This is a genomic window from Leifsonia sp. ZF2019, assembly GCF_019924635.1.
GTDB lineage: Bacteria > Actinomycetota > Actinomycetes > Actinomycetales > Microbacteriaceae > Leifsonia.
This window is the reverse complement of the sequence record NZ_CP065037.1, coordinates 1,736,716-1,756,293: the sequence shown is the minus strand read 5'-3', so window position 1 is coordinate 1,756,293 and position 19,578 is coordinate 1,736,716. Positions and strand designations below refer to the sequence as shown.

Annotated in this window: 18 protein-coding genes; 3 read left to right on the top strand and 15 right to left on the bottom strand. The window is 70.5% G+C overall.

Annotated features, from left to right (window positions below; genetic code table 11):
* Positions 1–15: 15 nt before the first annotated feature.
* The 3 genes from IT072_RS08650 to IT072_RS08640 all read right to left on the bottom strand — a co-directional run bounded on the left by IT072_RS08650 (position 16) and on the right by IT072_RS08640 (position 3,846).
* Entirely contained in the window at positions 16–1,146 is a 1,131-nt protein-coding gene (locus IT072_RS08650) for a branched-chain amino acid aminotransferase (protein ID WP_223360539.1), read from the bottom strand.
* A gap of 39 nt (positions 1,147–1,185) precedes the next feature.
* Positions 1,186–2,241, bottom strand: a complete 1,056-nt coding sequence (locus IT072_RS08645; RefSeq protein WP_223360538.1) for a 3-isopropylmalate dehydrogenase — start codon at positions 2,239–2,241, stop codon at positions 1,186–1,188.
* A gap of 72 nt (positions 2,242–2,313) precedes the next feature.
* A complete protein-coding gene (locus tag IT072_RS08640) occupies positions 2,314–3,846 on the bottom strand; it encodes an MFS transporter (protein WP_223360537.1) in 1,533 nt (510 codons plus the stop codon).
* A 61-nt stretch (positions 3,847–3,907) separates the two neighbouring features.
* On the opposite strand from IT072_RS08640, the gene IT072_RS08635 reads away from it, so the two are divergent.
* Complete coding sequence (locus IT072_RS08635; protein ID WP_223360536.1) at positions 3,908–4,459, top strand: TetR/AcrR family transcriptional regulator; 552 nt, start codon at positions 3,908–3,910, stop codon at positions 4,457–4,459.
* 27 nt (positions 4,460–4,486) lie between these two features.
* On the opposite strand, the gene IT072_RS08630 is transcribed toward IT072_RS08635, so the two are convergent.
* From IT072_RS08630 to serA, 3 genes are all read right to left on the bottom strand, one after another.
* Positions 4,487–5,737: an RNA polymerase sigma factor gene (locus IT072_RS08630; protein ID WP_223360534.1), complete on the bottom strand. Its 1,251-nt coding sequence runs from the start codon at positions 5,735–5,737 to the stop codon at positions 4,487–4,489.
* A 34-nt stretch (positions 5,738–5,771) separates the two neighbouring features.
* A complete protein-coding gene (locus IT072_RS08625; protein WP_223360533.1) occupies positions 5,772–6,137 on the bottom strand; it encodes a YciI family protein in 366 nt (121 codons plus the stop codon).
* 136 nt (positions 6,138–6,273) lie between these two features.
* A complete protein-coding gene (serA, locus tag IT072_RS08620) occupies positions 6,274–7,866 on the bottom strand; it encodes a phosphoglycerate dehydrogenase (protein ID WP_223360532.1) in 1,593 nt (530 codons plus the stop codon).
* A 150-nt stretch (positions 7,867–8,016) separates the two neighbouring features.
* On the opposite strand from serA, the gene IT072_RS08615 reads away from it, so the two are divergent.
* Positions 8,017–8,406, top strand: a complete 390-nt coding sequence (locus IT072_RS08615) for a DoxX family protein (protein WP_223360531.1) — start codon at positions 8,017–8,019, stop codon at positions 8,404–8,406.
* A gap of 4 nt (positions 8,407–8,410) precedes the next feature.
* Here IT072_RS08615 and IT072_RS08610 read toward each other — a convergent pair whose 3' ends face one another.
* The 7 genes from IT072_RS08610 to otsA form a co-directional block, all read right to left on the bottom strand.
* Positions 8,411–9,148, bottom strand: a complete 738-nt coding sequence (locus IT072_RS08610; RefSeq protein WP_223360530.1) for a copper homeostasis protein CutC — start codon at positions 9,146–9,148, stop codon at positions 8,411–8,413.
* A 116-nt stretch (positions 9,149–9,264) separates the two neighbouring features.
* Positions 9,265–10,293, bottom strand: coding sequence for a ketol-acid reductoisomerase (gene ilvC / locus IT072_RS08605; protein WP_223360528.1), 1,029 nt, complete (start codon positions 10,291–10,293; stop codon positions 9,265–9,267).
* Between the two features lie 34 nt (positions 10,294–10,327).
* Entirely contained in the window at positions 10,328–10,837 is a 510-nt protein-coding gene (ilvN, locus tag IT072_RS08600) for an acetolactate synthase small subunit (RefSeq protein WP_223360527.1), read from the bottom strand.
* A 2-nt stretch (positions 10,838–10,839) separates the two neighbouring features.
* Complete coding sequence (locus IT072_RS08595) at positions 10,840–12,645, bottom strand: acetolactate synthase large subunit (protein WP_223360526.1); 1,806 nt, start codon at positions 12,643–12,645, stop codon at positions 10,840–10,842.
* Positions 12,646–12,698: 53 nt separating this feature from the next.
* Positions 12,699–14,393, bottom strand: a complete 1,695-nt coding sequence (ilvD, locus tag IT072_RS08590) for a dihydroxy-acid dehydratase (protein ID WP_223360525.1) — start codon at positions 14,391–14,393, stop codon at positions 12,699–12,701.
* Positions 14,394–14,467: 74 nt separating this feature from the next.
* Positions 14,468–15,280: a trehalose-phosphatase gene (gene otsB, locus IT072_RS08585; RefSeq protein WP_223360524.1), complete on the bottom strand. Its 813-nt coding sequence runs from the start codon at positions 15,278–15,280 to the stop codon at positions 14,468–14,470.
* 46 nt (positions 15,281–15,326) lie between these two features.
* The gene (gene otsA / locus IT072_RS08580) at positions 15,327–16,853 is read right to left on the bottom strand and encodes an alpha,alpha-trehalose-phosphate synthase (UDP-forming) (RefSeq protein ID WP_223360931.1); all 1,527 of its coding nucleotides are present in this window, start codon (positions 16,851–16,853) and stop codon (positions 15,327–15,329) included.
* Positions 16,854–17,008: 155 nt separating this feature from the next.
* On the opposite strand from otsA, the gene IT072_RS08575 reads away from it, so the two are divergent.
* A complete protein-coding gene (locus IT072_RS08575) occupies positions 17,009–17,809 on the top strand; it encodes a sugar phosphate isomerase/epimerase family protein (RefSeq protein ID WP_223360523.1) in 801 nt (266 codons plus the stop codon).
* A gap of 24 nt (positions 17,810–17,833) precedes the next feature.
* Here the strand turns inward: IT072_RS08575 and IT072_RS08570 are convergent, their stop codons facing one another.
* Positions 17,834–18,706, bottom strand: a complete 873-nt coding sequence (locus IT072_RS08570) for an SGNH/GDSL hydrolase family protein (RefSeq protein WP_223360522.1) — start codon at positions 18,704–18,706, stop codon at positions 17,834–17,836.
* A gap of 64 nt (positions 18,707–18,770) precedes the next feature.
* Positions 18,771–19,457 carry a TetR/AcrR family transcriptional regulator gene (locus IT072_RS08565; protein WP_223360520.1) on the bottom strand — a complete coding sequence of 229 codons (687 nt, stop codon included), beginning with the start codon at positions 19,455–19,457 and terminating at the stop codon, positions 18,771–18,773.
* Positions 19,458–19,578: the final 121 nt, after the last annotated feature.

Below are 19,578 nucleotides of genomic sequence, written 5' to 3'. Positions count from 1 at the left end.
CCCGGTGCCGCAGGGCTACCCGTCGAGGCGGGTCATCCAGTTGTGGCGGTCGCGCGCGCGGCCGTACTGGATGTCGGTGAGCTCCTGGCGCAGCGCCATCGTCAGCTCCCCGGGCGGCGCGGTGATGTCGCCCACGGTGAACGTGTCCGACTTCAGCTCGCCGATCGGGGTGACCACCGCGGCGGTGCCGCAGGCGAACACCTCGACGATGTCGCCGCTCTCGACGCCGTCACGCCATTCGTCGATGGTGACCTTGCGGCGCTCGACCGTGTGGCCGCGGTCGCGGGCGAGCTGCAGGATGGAGTCGAGCGTGATCCCGTCGAGGATGCTCTCCGACTCCGGGGTCACCACGGTGCCGTCCTTGTGGACGAGCACCACGTTCATGCCGCCGAGCTCTTCGAGGTACTTGCCCTCCACGGAGTCGAGGAACAGCACCTGGGCGCATCCGTGGTCGTACGCCTCCGCCTGCGGGAGGAGGCTCGACGCGTAGTTGCCACCGGTCTTCGCCGCTCCCGTGCCGCCCTGGCCCGCGCGGGACCACCGGTCGGAGAGCCAGATGGAGACGGGAGCGACGCCGCCGGTGAAGTAGGCGCCCGCCGGGCTCGCGATCAGGTAGTACGCGACCTTGTTCGCCGGGCGCACGCCGAGGAACGCCTCCTTGGCGAACATGAACGGACGCAGGTAGAGGCTGGTCTCCGGCGCCGAGGGCACCCAGTCGCCGTCCACGGCGATGAGCTGCTTGATCGAGTCGAGGAAGTGCTCGACGGGCAGCTCGGGCAGCGCCAGGCGGTAGGCCGAGCGCTGCATACGCGCAGCGTTGGCCTCGGGGCGGAAAGTCCAGATCGAGCCGTCCTCGTGGCGGTACGCCTTGAGGCCCTCGAAGATCTCCTGGGCGTAGTGCAGCACGGCCGCCGACGGGTCGAGCTGGATGGGCCCGTACGGCGAGACGCGCGGCCGGTGCCAGCCGCCCTTCGACGACCAGCAGATGTCGACCATGTGGTCCGTGAAGTAGTTGCCGAAGCCCGGGTCGGCGAGGATCTCCTCGCGCTCGGCGGCGTCGCGCGCGGCCTCGTTGCGCGTGACCTGCCAGAGCAGGCCGCTCGTCTCGGTGGGGCCGCTGGTGAGTGTGATACTGCTGGATGTCATTGAGAGTCCTTTGCGCTGCCTGCGGTGAAACAGGGTGATCTAATTCTGCGCCACCCGGGCGGCGATCGCGTCGCCGATCTCGGCGGTCGTGCGCTGCGTCCCGCTGCGGGAGGCCAGGTCGGCGGACACCGCCTGCTCCACGCGGGCCGCCTGCTCCTGGGCGCCGAGGTGGCGGAGCAGGAGTGCGACGGAGAGGATCGCGGCGGTGGGGTCGGCCTTCTGCTGGCCGGCGATGTCCGGAGCCGATCCGTGAACCGGTTCGAACATGCTCGGGAACGCGCCGGCGGGGTTGATGTTGCCCGACGCTGCCAGCCCGATGCCGCCGCTGATCGCGGCCGCGAGGTCGGTGAGGATGTCGCCGAAGAGGTTGTCCGTGACGATCACGTCAAATCTAGCAGGGTCCGTGACGAGGAAGATCGTCGCGGCGTCCACGTGCAGGTAGTCGACGGCCACATCCGGATGCTCGGCGGCCACCGCGTCGACGATGCGCTTCCACAGCCCGCCCGCGAACGTCAGCACGTTCGTCTTGTGCACGAGCGTCAGCTTCTTGCGCCGCTGCCCGGCCTGCTCGAACGCGAACCGCACGACGCGCTCGACGCCGAAGGCGGTGTTGACGGAGACCTCGTTGGCGATCTCGTGCGGCGTGCCCTGGCGGATGGCGCCGCCGTTGCCGACGTAGGGCCCCTCTGTGCCCTCCCGGACGACGACGAAGTCGACCGCGCCGGGGTCGGCCAGCGGGCTGGCGATGCCGGGGAACAGCGTGGTCGGGCGGAGGTTGACGTAGTGGTCGAGCGAGAAGCGCAGCGTCAGCAGCAGGCCGCGCTCGATGTTCGCCCCTGCGAGCCGCGGGTCGCCGGGCGTCCCGCCGACCGCGCCCAGCAGGATCGCGTCGTGCGCGGAGATCGCCGCCAGGTCGTCGTCCGTGAGCACGTCGCCCGTGGCCAGGTAGCGGTCCGCGCCGAGCGAGAAGTGCGTCTTATCGAAGGCGAGGTCGCTGCCGGCACTCACCGCGTCGAGGACCTTGACCGCCTCGGCGATCACCTCCGGCCCGATCCCGTCTCCGGGGATGACAGCGAGCTTGACGGTCTGGGACATGGCACTCCTGCGTGGTCGATGCGTGCGGACGCCTCCACATTACCGGCCGGGGCGGCCTCCCTCCTCGCCGCGTCAGCCGCGCAGCCGCCGGAGGGAGACCACCGCGAGCACCGCAGCGGCGGCCATGAGACCGACCCCGATGCCGGCGGTCAGCCCGACGCCGGAATCGAACGCCGCCCGCGCCGACGCGAGCAGCTGCTCGCCCAGTTGCGGCGGGAGCTGGCCGGCCACGGTCGTCGCACCACCCAGGGTCTCCCCCGCGGCGTGCGCCTGGGCATCGGTGAGTCCGCTCGGCAGCACGACCGCCGCCCGGTAGGACGCGGTGAGGATGGTGCCCAGTGTCGCCGTCCCGAGCACCGCGCCGAGCTCGTAGGCCGTCTCGGAGACCGCCGACGCGGCCCCGGCCTTCTCCGCGGGCGCGCTCGTGAGGATCAGCTCGTTCGAGACGGTCTCGGCCGCGCCGATGCCCAGCCCGAGGAGCACGAAGGACAGGATGAGCGTCCCGGTCTGCGCGTCCCCGCCCGAGAGGGCGATGACGAGGTAGCCGACCGCCGAGATGCCGAGCGCGACGGGGACCACGATCGCGGGGCGCACCCGTCGCGCGATCGGAACGACGACGAGGCCTGCGACGATCATGACGGCGAGTCCGGGGAGCAGGACGAGCCCCGACTCGATCGGGCTGAGCCCGAGCACCAGCTGCAGGTGCTGGGAGACGAAGAACAGGTAGCCGACCAGCGACACCACGCTCAGCAGGTTGACCAGCACTGCGCCGCTGAACGAGGCGCGTCGGAACAGGCGCATGTCGAGCATCGGGATGGGGCGGCGCAACTGACGGCGCACGAACAGACAGCCCGCGGCGACGCCGATCAGGATCGCCAGCACCCCCACGACCGTGAGCCCCTCCGACGCCAGCGACTTGATGCCGTAGACGACGGGCGCCATCGCCAACAGCGAGAGCAGGATGCTCGGCACATCGATCGGCCCCGGGTTCGGGTCGCGCGACTCGCGCACCAGCAGCGGCGTCAGCACGAGCAGCGGGATGAGCACCGGGACGGCGAGCAGGAACACGGAGCCCCACCAGAAGTGCTCGATCAGGAGGCCGCCGACGATCGGGCCCAGAGCGGAGCCGGCCGCGAAACCGGACGCCCAGACGGCGATCGCCAGGCGCCGCTGCTCGCGGTCGACGAACACGCTCCGCAGCAGCGACAGCGTCGACGGCATGAGCATCGCGCCGAAGAAGCCGAGGCTGGCACGTGCGGCGATGAGCAGCTCCGTGGTGGGGGCGAACGCCGCACCGACGGAGACGAGCGCGAAGCCGGTCGCGCCGATCATGAGCAGCTTCCTGCGCCCGATCCGGTCGCCCAGGCTGCCCATCGAGACGAGCAGGCCGGCGAGGACCAGCGGGTAGGCGTCGATGATCCACAGCATCCCGGTGCCGCTCGGCTCGAGCGCCTGCGAGATGGCGGGCAGCGCGAAGCTCAGGACGGTGTTGTCCACCGAGACCAGGAGGACCGGGAGCATGAGGACGGCGAGAGCCACCCACTCACGCGCACCGGCGCGCGGGGCGACGGTGGGTGCGGGCCGGGTGGGGTTCGTCGTGGACATGTCGATTACTGTACCGTCTGGACGGTACAGTAATCAAGTCCGAGCGGCTAGCATGGGCGGCATGGCCGAAACCCCCTCCGCCCGCGACCGCATCCTCGACGCCTTCGAGGAGCTCCTCGGGGAGCAGAGCGAACGGGCGGCCACCCTCGAGGCCGTCGCCGCGCGCGCCGGCGTCTCCAAGGGCGGCCTGCTCTACCATTTCGCCTCCAAGGACGCGATGGTCGACGGCGTGCTCGCCCGGCTGAACGACCACGTCGAGGCCGATCTCGGGCGCATGCGGGCTGCACCAGAGGGGCCGGTCGACTACTTCATCCGCACGTCCATCCCCACGGACAACGACCTCGAACGCTCCATCGTCGCCGTCGCCCGACTGGCGCAGAGCGCGGACAGCCGGGCGCGCGACGCCCTCGCCGCGATGCAGCGATCCTGGCTCGAGATCCTCGAGTCATCCGTCGGCGACCCGCTCATCGCGCGCATTATCATGCTCATCGGCGACGGGATGTACTACAACACCGCGCTCCTGCCCGACACGAACGCCGTCCTCCGCGGCGAGACCGATCTCGACCGCGTGATCGAGCTCGTCCAGCGCCTCGGCGTCGATCCCGTCGCCTGAGCAGCGCCTTCGGCCGGACTCCCAGCCTCACGCTCCGCGCTGCTCGTCCCGCCGGCGGGTGAGGAACCGCCGCACCCGCGCGTCATCGGCCGCCGTCAGGGCCCGCTCGTAGGCGTCGGCGGCGGCGAGCCGCTCCCCCGCTGCCCGCAGCAGGTCGGCGCGCACGGCGAGAGCCTGCGACGCGGCCACCCCGTCGAACAGGTCGGGATGCGCGTCCAGCTCTGCGAGCGCCGCCTCCGGCCCCACGTCCGGACTGTAGGCACGGGCCACGATCCTCCCGAGCCGGGCGGTCGCCGACGGCCACCCGCGCACGAGACCGTCGTACAGCCGCGCGATGGCCGGCCAGTCTGTGGTCTCCCATGTCGGCGCCATCCCGTGCAGCCCCGCGACGGCCGCCTGCAGGGCGAACCGGCCGGGCTCCTCCCCTGCCGCGGTCGTCAGCGCGGCGGTCGCGAGCCGCTCCCCCTCGGCCAGCAGCGCGCGATCCCAGCGCGTGCGGTCCGCGTCGGCGAGCGTGACGAAGTCGTCCTGCGCCGACACCCGGGTCGTCTGCCGCGCCTCGGTGAGCAGCAGGAGCGCCAGCAGCGCCGTCGCCTCCGCGTCGTCCGGGCGGATGCGGCGCACGTCCCTGGCCAGCTCGACGGCGTCGGCGCGCAGCCGGTCGTCGGTGCGCGCGTGGCCGACCGTGTAGAGCAGGTAGACCGTGGTGAGCGCGTCCGGCAGACGGTCGCTCAACGCCTCCGGGTCGTCCACGGTGAAGCGCAGCCCCGAATCATGGATGCGCTTCTTCGCCCGGGTCAGGCGCGCCGCCATCGTCGCTTCCGGCACCAGGAAGACCTCCGCCACCTGCGCCGTCGGAACGCCGCAGACGAAACGCAGGGCGAGGGCGACCCGCGTCTCCTCCGTCACCTCGGGGTGACAGACCAGGAGGATGAGCTCCAGACGCTCGTCCCCGGTGAACACGTCGTTCGCGAGCATGTCGGCCTCCGCCACGCTGTTGCGCGCCTCCCGCCCGGCCTCGTCCGCCGCGAGGGCGGGAAGGGCACGGGCCGCTGTGGCCTCGCGGCGCAACGCGTCGATGGCGATCCGTCGGGCGACCGTCGTGATCCACGCGGCGGGGTTGGCGGGCGCGCGCCCCCGTGCCGTCTCGGCGACCGCGCGGGCGAACGCCTCCTGCACCGCGTCCTCCGCGAGCTGCAGGTCGCCGACCGAGCGGGCGACGGCGCCCAGGATGTGCGGCGCCTCCGTGCGGTACGCGCGCTCGATGGCGGTGGTCACAGCTCATTCAAACAAGCCGCGACCACCGCCGCAATCAGTTCGCGCGGTCGAACACGAGCACCGGGTACAGCTCGACCCAGCCCTCGCTCGGAACCAGCGACGCGAGCTCGCGAGCCCGCTCCGGAGTCGCGGCGGTGAAGCTGTAGAAGCCGGTCACCACCTCCCGGGTCTCGCCGAACGGGCCGTCGGTGATCAGCGGCGCCTGCCCGGCGCGCGGGGTGATCTTCGTCGCGGCGCTCTCCGGCTGCAGGGCGTTGCTGGCGAGGATCCTCTCGCCCGCCGCTGCCACCGCCTCCTGGAACGCCCGGTGCCCGGCCATCCCGGCTGCCCAGTCCTCCGCGCTCATTGCGGCCGGATCCCAGTTCGGCTCTTTGATGAGCAGGACGTACTCGTCGGTCATGATGTCTCCTCACGTCTCGCGCGCTCACGCGCGTTCACTGATGCGAACACCGGTACGACGTCAGTCAACCGCGGAAATCGACAGCCCGCCGGAAAAACTTCTCCAGCAGGCTGTCGAGGGGTGTCCGGGGAGGCGCTCAGGACTCGGTGATGTCGATCTCCTGCAGGAGGTCGGCGTCGATCGCGACGCGGACCTTCTCGAGCAGTCCCTCCGGCACGCGCGAGTCGACGGTCAGGACGCTGAGCGCCTTGCCGCCGGCCGACGTGCGGGCGATCTGCATCCCGGCGATGTTGATCGACGACTCACCGAACTCGCGGCCGTAGACGGCGACGATGCCGGGGCGGTCGTCGTAGACCATGACGATGAGGTGCTCCGCGATCGGCACCTCGACGTCGTAGCCGTTGATCTCGACGACCTTCTCGATCTGCTTGGTGCCGGTCAGGGTGCCGGAGACCGACACCTGCGAACCGTCGCTGAGCGCGCCGCGCAGCGTGATCAGGTTGCGGTACTCCTCGCTCACCGAGTCGGTGATGAGGCGAACCTCGATGCCGCGCTGCTCGGCGAGGAGCGGCGCGTTCACGTACGACACCGTCTCACTGACGATGTTGGTGAAGATGCCCTTCAGCGCCGCGAGCTTCAGCACGCTCACGTCGTAGTCGACGAGCTCGCCGCGCACCTCGACGTCGATGCTGGTGAGCGGGCTGTGTGCGAGCCCGGAGAACACCTGGCCGAGCTTCTCGACCAGCGGGATGCCCGGGCGCACGTACGGGTCGATGACGCCGCCGGCGACGTTGACGGCATCGGGGACGAGCTCGCCCGAGAGCGCGAGGCGCACCGAGCGCGCGACCGAGACGCCCGCCTTCTCCTGGGCCTCGTCGGTGGAGGCGCCGAGGTGCGGGGTCACGATGACGTTCTCGAGTGCCAGCAGGGGCGAGTCCGTCGGCGGCTCGCTCACGAAGACGTCGAGGCCGGCCCCGGCGATCGAGCCGGAGGTGAGGGCACGGTAGAGGGCGTCCTCGTCGATGAGGCCGCCGCGCGCGACGTTCACGATGAACGCGGTCTCCTTCATCAGGGCGAGCTGGTCGTCGCTGATCATGCCCGTGGTCTCGGGGGTCTTGGGCATGTGGATGGTGACGAAGTCCGACTCGGCGAGGAGCTCGTCGAGCGTCACCAGCTGCACGCCCAGCTGCTGTGCGCGGGCGGAGGTGACGTAGGGGTCGTACGCGACGACCTTCGTGCCGAACGCCTGCAGGCGGGCCGTGATGAGCGCGCCGATGCGCCCCAGGCCGATGATGCCGATCGTCTTCTCGTAGAGCTCGACGCCGGTGTACTTCGACCGCTTCCACTGCCCCTGGGCGAGCGCGCTGTGCGCGGCCGGGATGTGGCGGGCGAGGCTCAGGATGTGTCCGACGGTGAGCTCGGCGGCGGAGATGATGTTCGAGGTCGGCGCGTTGACGACCATGACGCCCGCGGTGGTGGCGGTCTTGATGTCGACGTTGTCGAGACCGACGCCGGCGCGGGCGACCACCTTGAGCTTCGGCGCCGCGCCGATGACCTCGGCGTCGACCTTCGTGGCGGAGCGGACGAGGATCGCGTCGGCGTCGGCGACGGCGGTGAGCAGCGCGGGGCGGTCGGTCCCGTCGACGCTGCGGATCTCGAAGTCGGGCCCCAGGGCGTCGACGGTGGCGGGCGAGAGTTCTTCGGCGATCAGGACGACCGGCTTTGTCACGTGGCAGTTTCCTTCGAGGTGCAGGGCTGGCTTGGGAGAGAAGAGCGCCACGGTCGGTGGGGCGCAGGTCGCGTTAACTCTAGCGGGAGCGCACGTGCTGCTTTCGCCGCGTTACGCGCGGAACGGCCCCGCCCGAGAGAGGATGGTGGGATGACCGCCTTCGACATCGCGCAGCTCGTGACCCGGCTGGCTCTCGCGGCGGTCTTCCTCGTCATGGGCGCCCTGCATTTCGTGCCGGGGCCGGCCCGCGGCATGGCGGCGATGATCCCGCCGGCCCTGCGCCGCCCGGGGGTGCCGGCGCCACCGGTCCTGGTCGCCGTCACGGGCGCCTGCGAGGTCGCGGGCGGCATCGGACTGCTGCTGCCGCCCACCCGTGTGGCTGCGGCGATCTGCCTCGCGGTGTTCCTGATCGCGGTGTTTCCGGCGAACGCCTACGCTGCGCGCCATCCGGACCGCTTTGGCGCCTTCGGCACGCCCCTCCTCCCCCGGGCAGTGCTGCAGCTGCTGCTGATCGCGCTGTGTGTGTTCTGCGCGCTGTGACGGGCTAGGCGCGCTGCGACTCCGCCGCCGCGACGGCGGCTCGGACCGTCGTCGGGTCGGTGATGTCGTAGGCTGCATCGCCGCCCCCCGGTCCGCTCGGCGCGCCCTGGACGGTGTCGCGCGCCGACAGGTGCACGGCGGCGACACCCGCGGCGGCGAGCGCGGGGATGTCCTCCACGCGCACACCTCCCCCGGCCATCACCTGGACGCGCCCGGCGCCGCGCTCGACCAGCGCGGTGAGCACCTCGACGCCCTCGATGCTGCGGGGAGCGCCGCCCGAGGAGAGCACCCGTGTGACCCCGAGGCCGCTGAGCGCCTCGAGCGCCGACGTCGGGTCTGCGACGATGTCGAGCGCGCGGTGGAAGGTCACCTCGAGGCCGTCCGCCGCGGCGACGAACCGCTCGACGGCAGGGCGATCGACCCGCCCGGCCTCGTCCAGCGCGCCGACCACGACGCCCGATGCGCCGGCCTCGCGTGCGAATCGGATGTCTGCGACGGTGGTGGCCAGTTCGTCCTCGTCGTACACGAAGCCGCCGCCGCGCGGCCTCACGAGCACGTGGACGAACCCGGCGCGCGACGCCTCCTCCGCCGCCTCGACGGCGGCGCGGAGCACACCGGCCGACGGCGTGAGGCCGCCGAGGCCCAGCGCCGAGCACAGCTCGACGCGGTCCGCGCCCTCCGCGAGGGCGATGCGCACGCCGGGCACATCCTGCACGGCGATCTCGACGGCGGGTCGGGGCATGGCGGTGGTCCTCTCGACGACGAAGGGGTCCCGTGCTCCGATCCCGTCAGGAGACGGGTGGAGCACGGCACCCCTCAGGCTAGCGTGCCGTCAGACGGCAGCAGCGCGGCGCTGGATCAGCGCGCGACCTCGCCGTCCACGTAGTCGTCGTCGTTCGACGCGTTCCATGCGAAGAGCTTGCGCAGCTCGCGGCCGGTGGCCTCGATCGGGTGCTGCTCGCCCTTCTTGCGCAGCGCGAGGAACTCCGGCGCGCCGGCGTCCTGGTCCGCGATGAAGCGCTCGGCGAAGGCGCCGGTCTGGATGTCCGTGAGGACGGCCTGCATGTTCTCCTTGACGTGCGGGTCGATGACGCGCGGGCCCGAGACGTAGTCGCCGTACTCGGCCGTGTCGGAGACGCTCCAGCGCTGCTTGGCGATGCCGCCCTCCCACATCAGGTCCACGATGAGCTTGAGCTCGTGCAGCACCTCGAAGTAGGCGACCTGCGGCTGGTAGCCGGCCTCGGTCAGGGTCTCGAAGCCGTACTGGACGAGCTGCGAGACGCCGCCGCAGAGCACGGCCTGCTCGCCGAACAGGTCGGTCTCGGTCTCCTCGGTGAAGGTGGTCTTGATGCCGCCGGCGCGGAGGCCGCCGATGCCCTTGGCGTAGCTCAGGACGAGCGGCCACGCGTTGCCGGTGGCGTCCTTCTCGACGGCGACGATGACGGGGACGCCGCGCCCGGCCTCGTACTCGCGGCGCACGGTGTGGCCCGGGCCCTTGGGGGCGACCATGATGACGTCCACGCCCTCCGGCGCCTCGATGTAGCCGAAGCGGATGTTGAAGCCGTGGCCGAAGACGAGCGCATTGCCCTCTTCGATGTTCGGCTGGATGTCCTCGGCGTAGAGGTGGCGCTGGACCTGGTCCGGCGCGAGGATGACGACGACGTCTGCCCACTTGGCGGCGTCGGCGGCGCTGAGGACGCGGAAGCCCGCCTCCTCGGCCTTCGGCTTCGACTTCGAGCCGTCCTTCAGGCCGATGACGACCTCGACGCCCGAGTCGCGGAGGTTCTGCGCGTGCGCGTGCCCCTGCGAGCCGTAGCCGATGACGGCGACCTTCTTGCTCTGGATGATCGAGAGATCGGCGTCGTTGTCGTAATAGATCTCAGCCACTGGTGGATTCTCCTTCATGTGTGGTTCTGACGGTTCAGTTCTTGAAGACGCGCTCGGTGATCGACTTGGAGCCGCGGCCGATCGCGAGCAGGCCCGACTGGGCCATCTCCTTGATCCCGTAGGGCTCGAGCACCTTGAGCAGCGCCTGGGTCTTGCCGGAGTCGCCCGTGACCTCGATCACGAGCGCGTCCGTGGCCACGTCGACGACGCGGGCGCGGAAGAGGTTGACCGCCTCCAGAACCTGGGAGCGGGTGGAGTTGTCGACGCGCACCTTGATGAGCAGGTGCTCGCGCTGGACCGACTGCGCCGGGTCCAGCTCCACGATCTTGATGACGTTGATCAGCTTGTTGAGCTGCTTGGTGACCTGCTCGAGCGGCAGCTCCTCCACGTCGACCACGACGGTGATGCGGGAAAGCCCCTCGACCTCGCTGGTGCCCACCGCGAGCGAGTGGATGTTGAATCCGCGCCGGGCGAACAGGCCGGCGACCCGGGTCAGCAGACCCGGCTTGTCCTCCACGAGGAGGCTCAGAACGTGGCTGCTCATGGTCACTCCTCTCCGAAGGCGGGGCTGTGGTCGCGTGCGTACTGGACGTAGCTGTTGCTGACTCCCTGGGGGACCATCGGCCACACCATGGCGTCGGCGCTCACGACGAAGTCGATCACGACCGGGCGGTCGTTGGTCTCGAGGGCCAGCTTGATGGCGGCGTCGACCTCTTCCTCCTTGGTGACGCGGATGCCGAGGGCGCCGTACGCCTCGGCCAGCTTCACGAAGTCGGGGACGCGCGCGGTGTCGTGCCCGGTGTTGAGGTCGGTGTTGGAGTAGCGGCCGTCGTAGAACAGCGTCTGCCACTGCCGCACCATGCCCAGCGACGAGTTGTTGATGATCGCGACTTTGATCGGGATGTCGTTCAGCGTGGCGGTGGCGAGCTCCTGATTGGTCATCTGGAAGCAGCCGTCGCCGTCGATCGCCCACACCACGCGGTCCGGCTGGGCCACCTTGGCGCCCATCGCCGCGGGGACCGAGTAGCCCATCGTGCCGGCGCCGCCGGAGTTGAGCCATGAGTTGGGCCGCTCGTACTTGATGAACTGCGCCGCCCACATCTGGTGCTGGCCGACGCCGGCGGTGTAGATCGCCTCCGGCCCGGTCAGCTCGCCGATCCGCTGGATCACGTGCTGCGGTGCCAGGAGCCCGTCGCTCGTCGGGGTGAACCCGAGCGGGAACTCCTCGCGGAGCCCGTTGAGGTAGGTCCACCACTCGACGAGGTCGGGCTTGACGGTCGCAGACGCGTCCTGGAACGCGGCGGTCAGATCGACGATGACGTCCTTGGCATCGCCGACGATCGGGACGTCGGCGATGCGGATCTTGGAGATCTCGGCAGGGTCGACGTCGACGTGCACGATCTTCGCGTGGGGCGCGAAAAGGGAGGTGTTACCCGTGACACGGTCGTCGAACCGCGCGCCGAGCGACACGATGAGGTCCGATTCCTGGAGCGCGAGAACGGCCGGGACCGTGCCGTGCATGCCCGGCATGCCGAGGTGCTGCTCGTGGGTGTCCGGGAACGCGCCGCGCGCCATCAGAGTGGTCACCACCGGAGCGCCGACGGCCTCGGCCAGCTCGAGGAGCTCCTGCGACGCCCGCGAGCGGATGACGCCGCCGCCGACGTAGAGCACCGGCTTCTTGCTCTCGACGAGCAGCTGCGCGGCCGCCAGGATCTGCTTGCCGTGCGCCTTGGTGATCGGCCGGTAGCCCGGCAGATCGACCTTGGGCGGCCACACGAACGGCGCCGTGTTCTGCTGCGCATCCTTGGTGATGTCGACGAGCACGGGTCCCGGTCGGCCGGTGCCCGCGATGTGGTAGGCCGCGGCGATGGTGGCCGGGATGTCCTCGACGCGCTTCACCAGGAAGGAGTGCTTGGTGATCGGCATCGTGATGCCGACGATGTCGGCCTCCTGGAACGCGTCCGTGCCCATGAGGGTGGAGAAGACCTGGCCGGTGATGAAGACCACCGGAACGGAGTCCATGTGCGCGTCCATGATCGAGGTCACGAGGTTGGTCGCGCCGGGTCCGGAAGTCGCCATGGCGACGCCGACCTTGTTGGAGGCCGACGCGTAGCCCTCGGCGGCGTGGCCGCCGCCCTGCTCGTGGCGGACGAGGATGTGGCGGATCTTGGCCGAGTCCACGATGGCGTCGTAGATCGGCAGGATCGCGCCGCCCGGGAGCCCGAAGACGTCGGTGACGCCGAGCAGCTCGAGGGTGCGGACGACGGCCTGCGAGCCGGTCAGTGATTCGGGCGACGCCTTGCCGGGCGTCGCGGAGGGCAACACGGTGTGGGGGGTTGCATCCGAGGACATGCCTGTATCGGTCCCTTACGTACGAAACGGTTGACTGCTGGAGGAGCGAAGGGCTACCCCGTGACCGCGCCTTCTGCTGCAGAGTGCACGAGCTTGGAGTACTTCGCGAGAACGCCACGGGTATAGCGCGGAGGAAGAGGAGCCCAGCCGTCACGGCGGGCGGTCAGCTCTGACTCGTCGACCAGTAGGTCGAGGGAGCGAGCCGCGATATCGACCCGTATCAGATCACCATCGCGCACGAAGGCGATGGGACCTGCGTCCACCGCTTCGGGTGCTATGTGGCCGATGCACAGGCCGGTTGTGCCGCCTGAGAATCGTCCGTCCGTCAATAGTAGTACATCCTTGCCGAGCCCCGCGCCCTTGATGGCCGCCGTGATGGCGAGCATCTCGCGCATGCCCGGGCCGCCCTTGGGACCCTCGTAGCGGATGACGACCACGTCGCCGGCGTTGATGCGCCCCTCGGTGAGGGCGTCCATGGCCGCGCGCTCGCGCTCGAACACGCGGGCAGGACCCTCGAACACCTGGGCGTCGAAGCCCGCCGTCTTGACGACCGCGCCCTCCGGGGCGAGCGATCCCTTGAGGATCGTGAGACCGCCGGTGGCGTGGATCGGGTTGTCGAGGGTTCGCATGACCTCGCCGTCGGGAGCAGGCGGGTTGATCTCTGCGAGGTTCTCCGCGACGGTCTTGCCGGTGACGGTGAGGCAGTCGCCGTGGAGGAGCCCGGCGTCGAGCAGGGCCTTCATGACGACGGGGACGCCGCCGTGGCGGTCGACGTCGTTCATCACGTACTTGCCGAACGGCTTGAGGTCGCCGATGTGCGGCACCTTGTCGCCGATGCGGTTGAAGTCGTCGATCGTGAGCTCGACCTCGGCCTCGTTCGCGATGGCGAGCAGGTGCAGGACGACGTTGGTCGAGCCGCCGAACGCCATCGCGACCGCGATCGCGTTCTCGAACGCCTTCTTGGTGAGGATGTCGCGGGCCGTGATCCCCTGCTTGAGCAGGTTGACGACGGCCTCGCCCGAGCGGTGGGCGAAGTAGTCGCGCCGGCGGTCCGCCGACGGCGGCGCGGCCGAGCCGGGCAGGCTCATGCCCAGAGCCTCGGCGACGGACGCCATGGTGTTGGCCGTGTACATGCCGCCGCAGGCGCCCTCGCCCGGAGCGATGGCGCACTCGATGCGCTTGAGGTCCTCCTCGCTCATCTTGCCGGCCTTGCAGGCGCCGACGGCCTCGAAGGAGTCGATGATCGTGACATCCTTCTCCGTGCCGTCGGAGAGCTTGACCCAGCCGGGGGCGATGGATCCGGCGTAGAGGAACACGGCGGACAGATCGAGGCGCGCGGCGGCCATCAGCATGCCGGGGAGCGACTTGTCACAGCCGGCGAGCAGCACGGTGCCGTCGAGGCGCTCGGCCATCATGACCGTCTCGACCGAGTCGGCGATGACCTCGCGGGAGACGAGCGAGAAGTGCATGCCCTCGTGACCCATCGAGATGCCGTCGGACACGGAGATGGTGCCGAACTGGAGCGGGTAGCCGCCGCCGGAGTGGACGCCTTCTTTGGCGCCCTGTGCGAGGCGGTCGAGGGAGAGGTTGCAGGGGGTGATCTCGTTCCAGGAGCTGGCGATGCCGATCTGCGGCTTCTCCCAGTCCTCGTCGCCCATTCCGACGGCGCGGAGCATGCCCCGGCTCGTCGTGGCTTCGATTCCGTCGGTGACGACGCGGGAGCGCGGTTTCCAATCGATCTCTGGCATGTGACAACTCTAGGACTTCTCGGATGCCGCTCCGACCATGCGTCGTCGGATCGGTGGAGAGACCGCGCGGCGCCTCAGGCTGTGGAGGAGGTGCGCGCGTCGGCGAGCAGGGTGAGCAGCGTGGCGATCGCCCGTTCGTCCGCCACCCGGTATTGCGCCACGGTCTCCCCCGTGCCGACCTTGATCCCCACGTCGCCGTCCTGCGGCCGCAGGACGCGCAGGCCGTCCTCGTCGGTGACGTCGTCTCCGGCGAACAGCACGGCGGTCGCCCGCGTGTACTCGCGCAGCCGCTCGATGCCGTCCCCCTTGTTCGCGCCGCGCACGGAGAACTCGATGATGTCCTTGCCGTCGCGCACGGTGAGCGCGTCGCTGACAGCGCCGGCCGCCTCGTACGCGCGACGGACGACCTCCGGCCCGCGGTCCCCCTCCACCGTGCGGTAATGCACGCCGAAGCCGACCGGTTTGACCTCGAGCTTCGTCCCCGGGACGCTGTCCACCAGCCGTCCGAGCGCCTCCCCCAGCCGCTCGAGCGTCGCGCGCTCCTCGTCGCTCAGGTCGAGCGAGACGCCGTCGCGCCCGAAGCGGATCTCGACGCCGTGCGATCCGATCAGCAAGGCGTCCGCGTCGGCCTCCGTCACGGCCTCGAGGCTCTCCAGCGGTCGGCCGGAGACGTAGGCCACCCAGGTGTCCGGCAGCTTCTCGAGCCGGTCGAGCGCCGCCTTGGCCTCGGGAAGCGCGCGGGCTCCGCGCGGCACGTCCACGAACGGCGCCAAGGTGCCGTCGAAGTCGAGCGCGATCAGCAGCCGGTCGGCGTCGGCGAGGCGGCGCACGGCCGCCGCGAGGGCGACGGCGGAGGCGGGAGGGGTGTGCGGGGCGGTGTCGGTCATGCGGCTTTCCGGGTCGGGACGGAGGAGAGGGCGAACCGGGAGCGGCTCAGCGGCGGTTCACCGGCGGGTTCTGCAGCGGGTGGTCGCCGTGCGCGGCGCGGGTGAGCGCGTCGAGGAACGACGCGGACCAGCGGGCCACGTCGTTGGTGAGCACCTTCTTGCGCAGGGCGCGCATGCGGCGGACACGGTCGCGCTTGGGCATCGCGACGGCCTGGAGGATCGTCTCCTTGAGCCCCTCGATGTCGTGCGGATTGATGAGGAGAGCCTGGCGGAGCTCGTCGGACGCGCCGGCGAACTCGCTCAGGACCAGCACCCCGTCGTCGTCCACCCGGGTCGCGACGTATTCCTTGGCGACGAGGTTCATGCCGTCGCGGAGGGCGGTCACGAGCATGATGTCGGCGGCGAGGTAGAGGGCCACCATCTCCTCCCGCGGATAGCCGTGGTGGAGGTAGGCGACCGCGTTGTGGCCCAGGGTGGCGTAGTCGCCGTTGATGCGGCCGACGGTGAGCTCGATCTCGTCGCGCAGCTGGCGGTAGGTCTCGACCCGCTCGCGGCTGGGACTCGCGACCTGGACGAGGGTGACGTCCTCGACCGAGAGGTCGCCGTCACGCAGCAGCTCGCCGAACGCCTTCAGCCGGTGGCCGATGCCCTTCGTGTAGTCGAGCCGGTCGACGCCGAGCATGATCGTCTCCGGGTTGCCGAGCTCCTCGCGGATCTCCTTCGCCCGAGCCTGGATGTCCGGACGGCGGGCGAGATCCTGATACTGCTCCGCGTCGATCGAGATCGGGAAGGCCCTGGCGAGGACGGTGCGCACGAGACCGCCGTGCCGGTTCGTCGTCACATGGCGGTGCGACCCGGCCTCGGGGTCGTCGCTGTCGATCGGAACCTCGATGATCGGCCCGCGCGTCTCGTATCCCTTGAGGCGGCGGACCGCGCGCGAGAAGTTGCCCGCGTCGGCGACGCGCTGGAACCCGATGACGTCCGCCCCCAGCAGCCCGTCGATGATCTGGCGCCGCCACGGCAACTGCGAATAGATGCCGTACGGCGGGAACGGGATGTGGTTGAAGAAGCCGATGACCAGGTCGGGCCGCGTCTCCCTCAGCATGGCGGGGACGAGCTGCAGCTGGTAGTCGTGCACCCACACCACCGCGCCGTAGGAGGCCGCACCGGCAGCCGCATCCGCGAACCGGCGATTGACCTTCACGTAGCTCTCCCACCATTCGCGGTGATAGCTCGGCTGGGCGATCACGTCGTGGTACAGCGGCCACAGGGTGTCGTTCGAGAAGCCCTCGTAGTACTCCTGCAGCTCCTGCTCGCTGAGGGGAACGGGGAGGATGTTGATACCGCCGGCCTCGAACGGGTCGATCTCCTCGCCCGAGACACCGGCCCAGCCGATCCAGACGCCGTCCTGCGCGCGCATCACCGGCTCCAGCGCCGCGACGAGTCCCCCCGGGGAGGGCCGCCAGCTCGCCTCGCCGTCGCCGTCGATCACCCGGTCGACCGGGAGGCGGTTCGAGACGATGACCAACTCGTAGGTGTCGGTCGTGGACGCGGTGGCGGGCTGGGCTGAGATGGTGGATCCTCTCCCTCGGGTCGATGGTCGGGTCGGCGGGGGTGGCTTGCTCGCCACAGTACCAGCGTCCCTGCGCGTCGGCGGGGGCCTTGACGCGGGGCCGTCGTTCGGCGTGAGGACACATCGCGTTCAGCGCCCGGGGCTAGAGTGCGCCTGTGATGCGCATCGGCATGGGCACGACCTGCGTCTACCCGCTCGGCCTCGAGGAGGCCTTCCGCACCGCGGCCGAGCTGGGCTTCGACGGTGTCGAGGTGATGGTCACGCGCGACGAGGCGACGCAGTCCGCACCGCCGCTCGCCGCCCTGGCCGAGCGATACGGCATCCCCGTGCTCAGTGTCCACGCCCCGGTCCTCCTGCTCACCCATTTCGTCTGGGGGCGCGACCCGCGCATCAAGCTGGAGCGGTCGGCGGCGCTCGCCGCGGAGCTCGGCGCCGACACGGTCGTGGTGCACCCGCCGTTCCGCTGGCAGTCCGAGTACGCCGAGGACTTCCTCCGGATCGTGCGGCGGACGGCCGCGGCGACGGGCGTGACGGTCGCGGTCGAGAACATGTTCCCGTGGAAGGTGGCCGGCCGGGGCATGGCGGCCTACTCCCCCGGTTGGAACCCGCTGCCGATGGACTGCGACGCGGTCACGCTCGACTTCTCCCACGCGGCGCTCAGCGGCGTCGACGGCCTGCGGATGGCGGAGGAGCTGGGCGACCGGCTTCGCCACGTGCACCTGTGCGACGGCTCGGGCGCGCTCGACGACGCGCGCGTCTTCGACGAGCACCTGGTGCCGGGGCGCGGGACCCAGCCCGTCGCCGAGGTGCTCCGGCTGCTCGCCGGCTCGGGATGGTCGGGCTCGGTGGTCGCCGAGGTCAACACGCGAAAAGCGCGCTCGGGTGCGGAGCGGCGGGACCTGCTGCGCGAGACCCTCGCGTTCGCGCGGGATCACAGCAGCGCCGCCGCGGGCTGAAGGGTTCCGACGAGCTCCGCGACGTCAGCCGGCGGTGCCGAGACGCCGCACGAGCTGCTTCGCGTACTCGGCGTAGCCGTCCGCCGTCGGGTGGAACGCGTCCACGCCGCTCGTGTGGACCCACGGCTTCGCGTTCCCGATGGCGTGTCCGGCGAAGTCGACCCCGACATACGTCATCGGCGCGCCCTTGGCGCGCTCGGCGTCCACCGCGTCGTCGATCACCTGGTTGAGGCCGATCGTGGCCGCATTGATCGCGGCCGCCATGCCGAAGTCCTTGGCGTCCGGGTTCGAGGCGTCGTACATGAGGGCGTACCCGGTCACGACGATGCGCGCGTTGGGCGCCGCCTGGAGGATCGCGTCGTAGACCGTCGCCAGCCGCTCCGGGAGCACGTTGAGCAGCGAGAGCGCCGAGGTCAGCTGGCTGCGGCACGACGCGGCCTTGCCCGCCGCACAGTCGGCGGCGATCGCGGCGACACCCAGATCGTTGCCGCCGATGCTGACGGTGACCAGGTCCGTCCGGTCGTCGAGCGAGACGAGCTGCTTGCGCAGGAGGTCGGAGGTGGTGGCCCCGGAGCAGGCCGCGTTCACGATCAGGTCGATCCCGGCCTCCTTGGTGAAGACGTCGGGATAGCTCGCCGAACTCGAACGGCACTTGCCCGTCTCGTTGCCGCCGCCCATTCCCGCGGCGAACGAGTCCCCGAGCGCGACGTAGCGGGTGCTCGCCGTCAGCGGGCGGCGCGGGAAGGGGTCCGGCGTTGCGGTCGGCGTCGCAGTCGTCTCGGCCTGCGGCGTGGCCGCCGGGGCGGTGTCGGCTGCGCCGGAGCAGGCGGCGACCAGGGTCAGCACGGCGGCGGCGAGGACGCCGGCGAGTGCGTTCGGGAGGGCTCTGCGTCGCATCTGATCGAGCGTACCGAACCCGGCTCGACGTCGGCTCCGATGTCGCCGTGCGTCCGCCGGACGGTCAGAGGCGCTCCGTCAGCGCCAGGAGCACCGCGGGCACGCTCTCCGACAGCCGCTCCGAGAACTTGCGCTCGTCGCCCGAGAGCAGTGCGCGCGCCTCCTCGCTGGCGCACAGGTCTGCGATCACACGGACCGCCTCCGCCGGCTCGATCGTGAAGCGCCGGCGGGCGCTCGCCAGTGCCGCGACGACGACCTCGGTCAGGTCGCTGTAGAAACCGTCCTGGAAGGCGAGGTAGCCGCCCGCGATCGCGGGGTCGCGCAGGGCGAGCAGCTGGAACTCCGACTGCACGAGCCACCAGCGGCGGTCGTCGGACTGCAGCTCCAGGATCTTCGTGACGATGTCCAGCACCTGTGCGTCGTCGAGCTCCACCACCCCGGCGTCGACGAGCGGGGCGAGGTGCTGGGCCAGGCCGAGGTCGAGCTGCTCGAGCCGCATGGTCTTCTCGCGCTCCATCAGCGCGAAGAACAGCTCCTCCTTGGTGGAGAAGTTCGAATAGAAGGCGCCGCGGGTGAAACCGGCCGCCTCGGCGATCGTCTCGACGCTCGCCGCGCGGACGCCCTGCTCGGCGAACACGTCGAATGCGGCGTCCAGCAGCCGAGCCCGGGTGCGACGGCGGCGCGCCGACTCCACGGGTGCATCCTCGACGGGCGCATCCTCGTGTCCTTCTGTGAGAGCTGTGCTGTCCAAGCTGAAACCTTCCTGAGTCGAGTTCCAGATACACGAGTGTATCCGATACAGTCGAGCATCGGATACAACGGTGTATCGAAACTCATCATTCCGTGACGCCGCTGGTCACCTCACCGCTGGA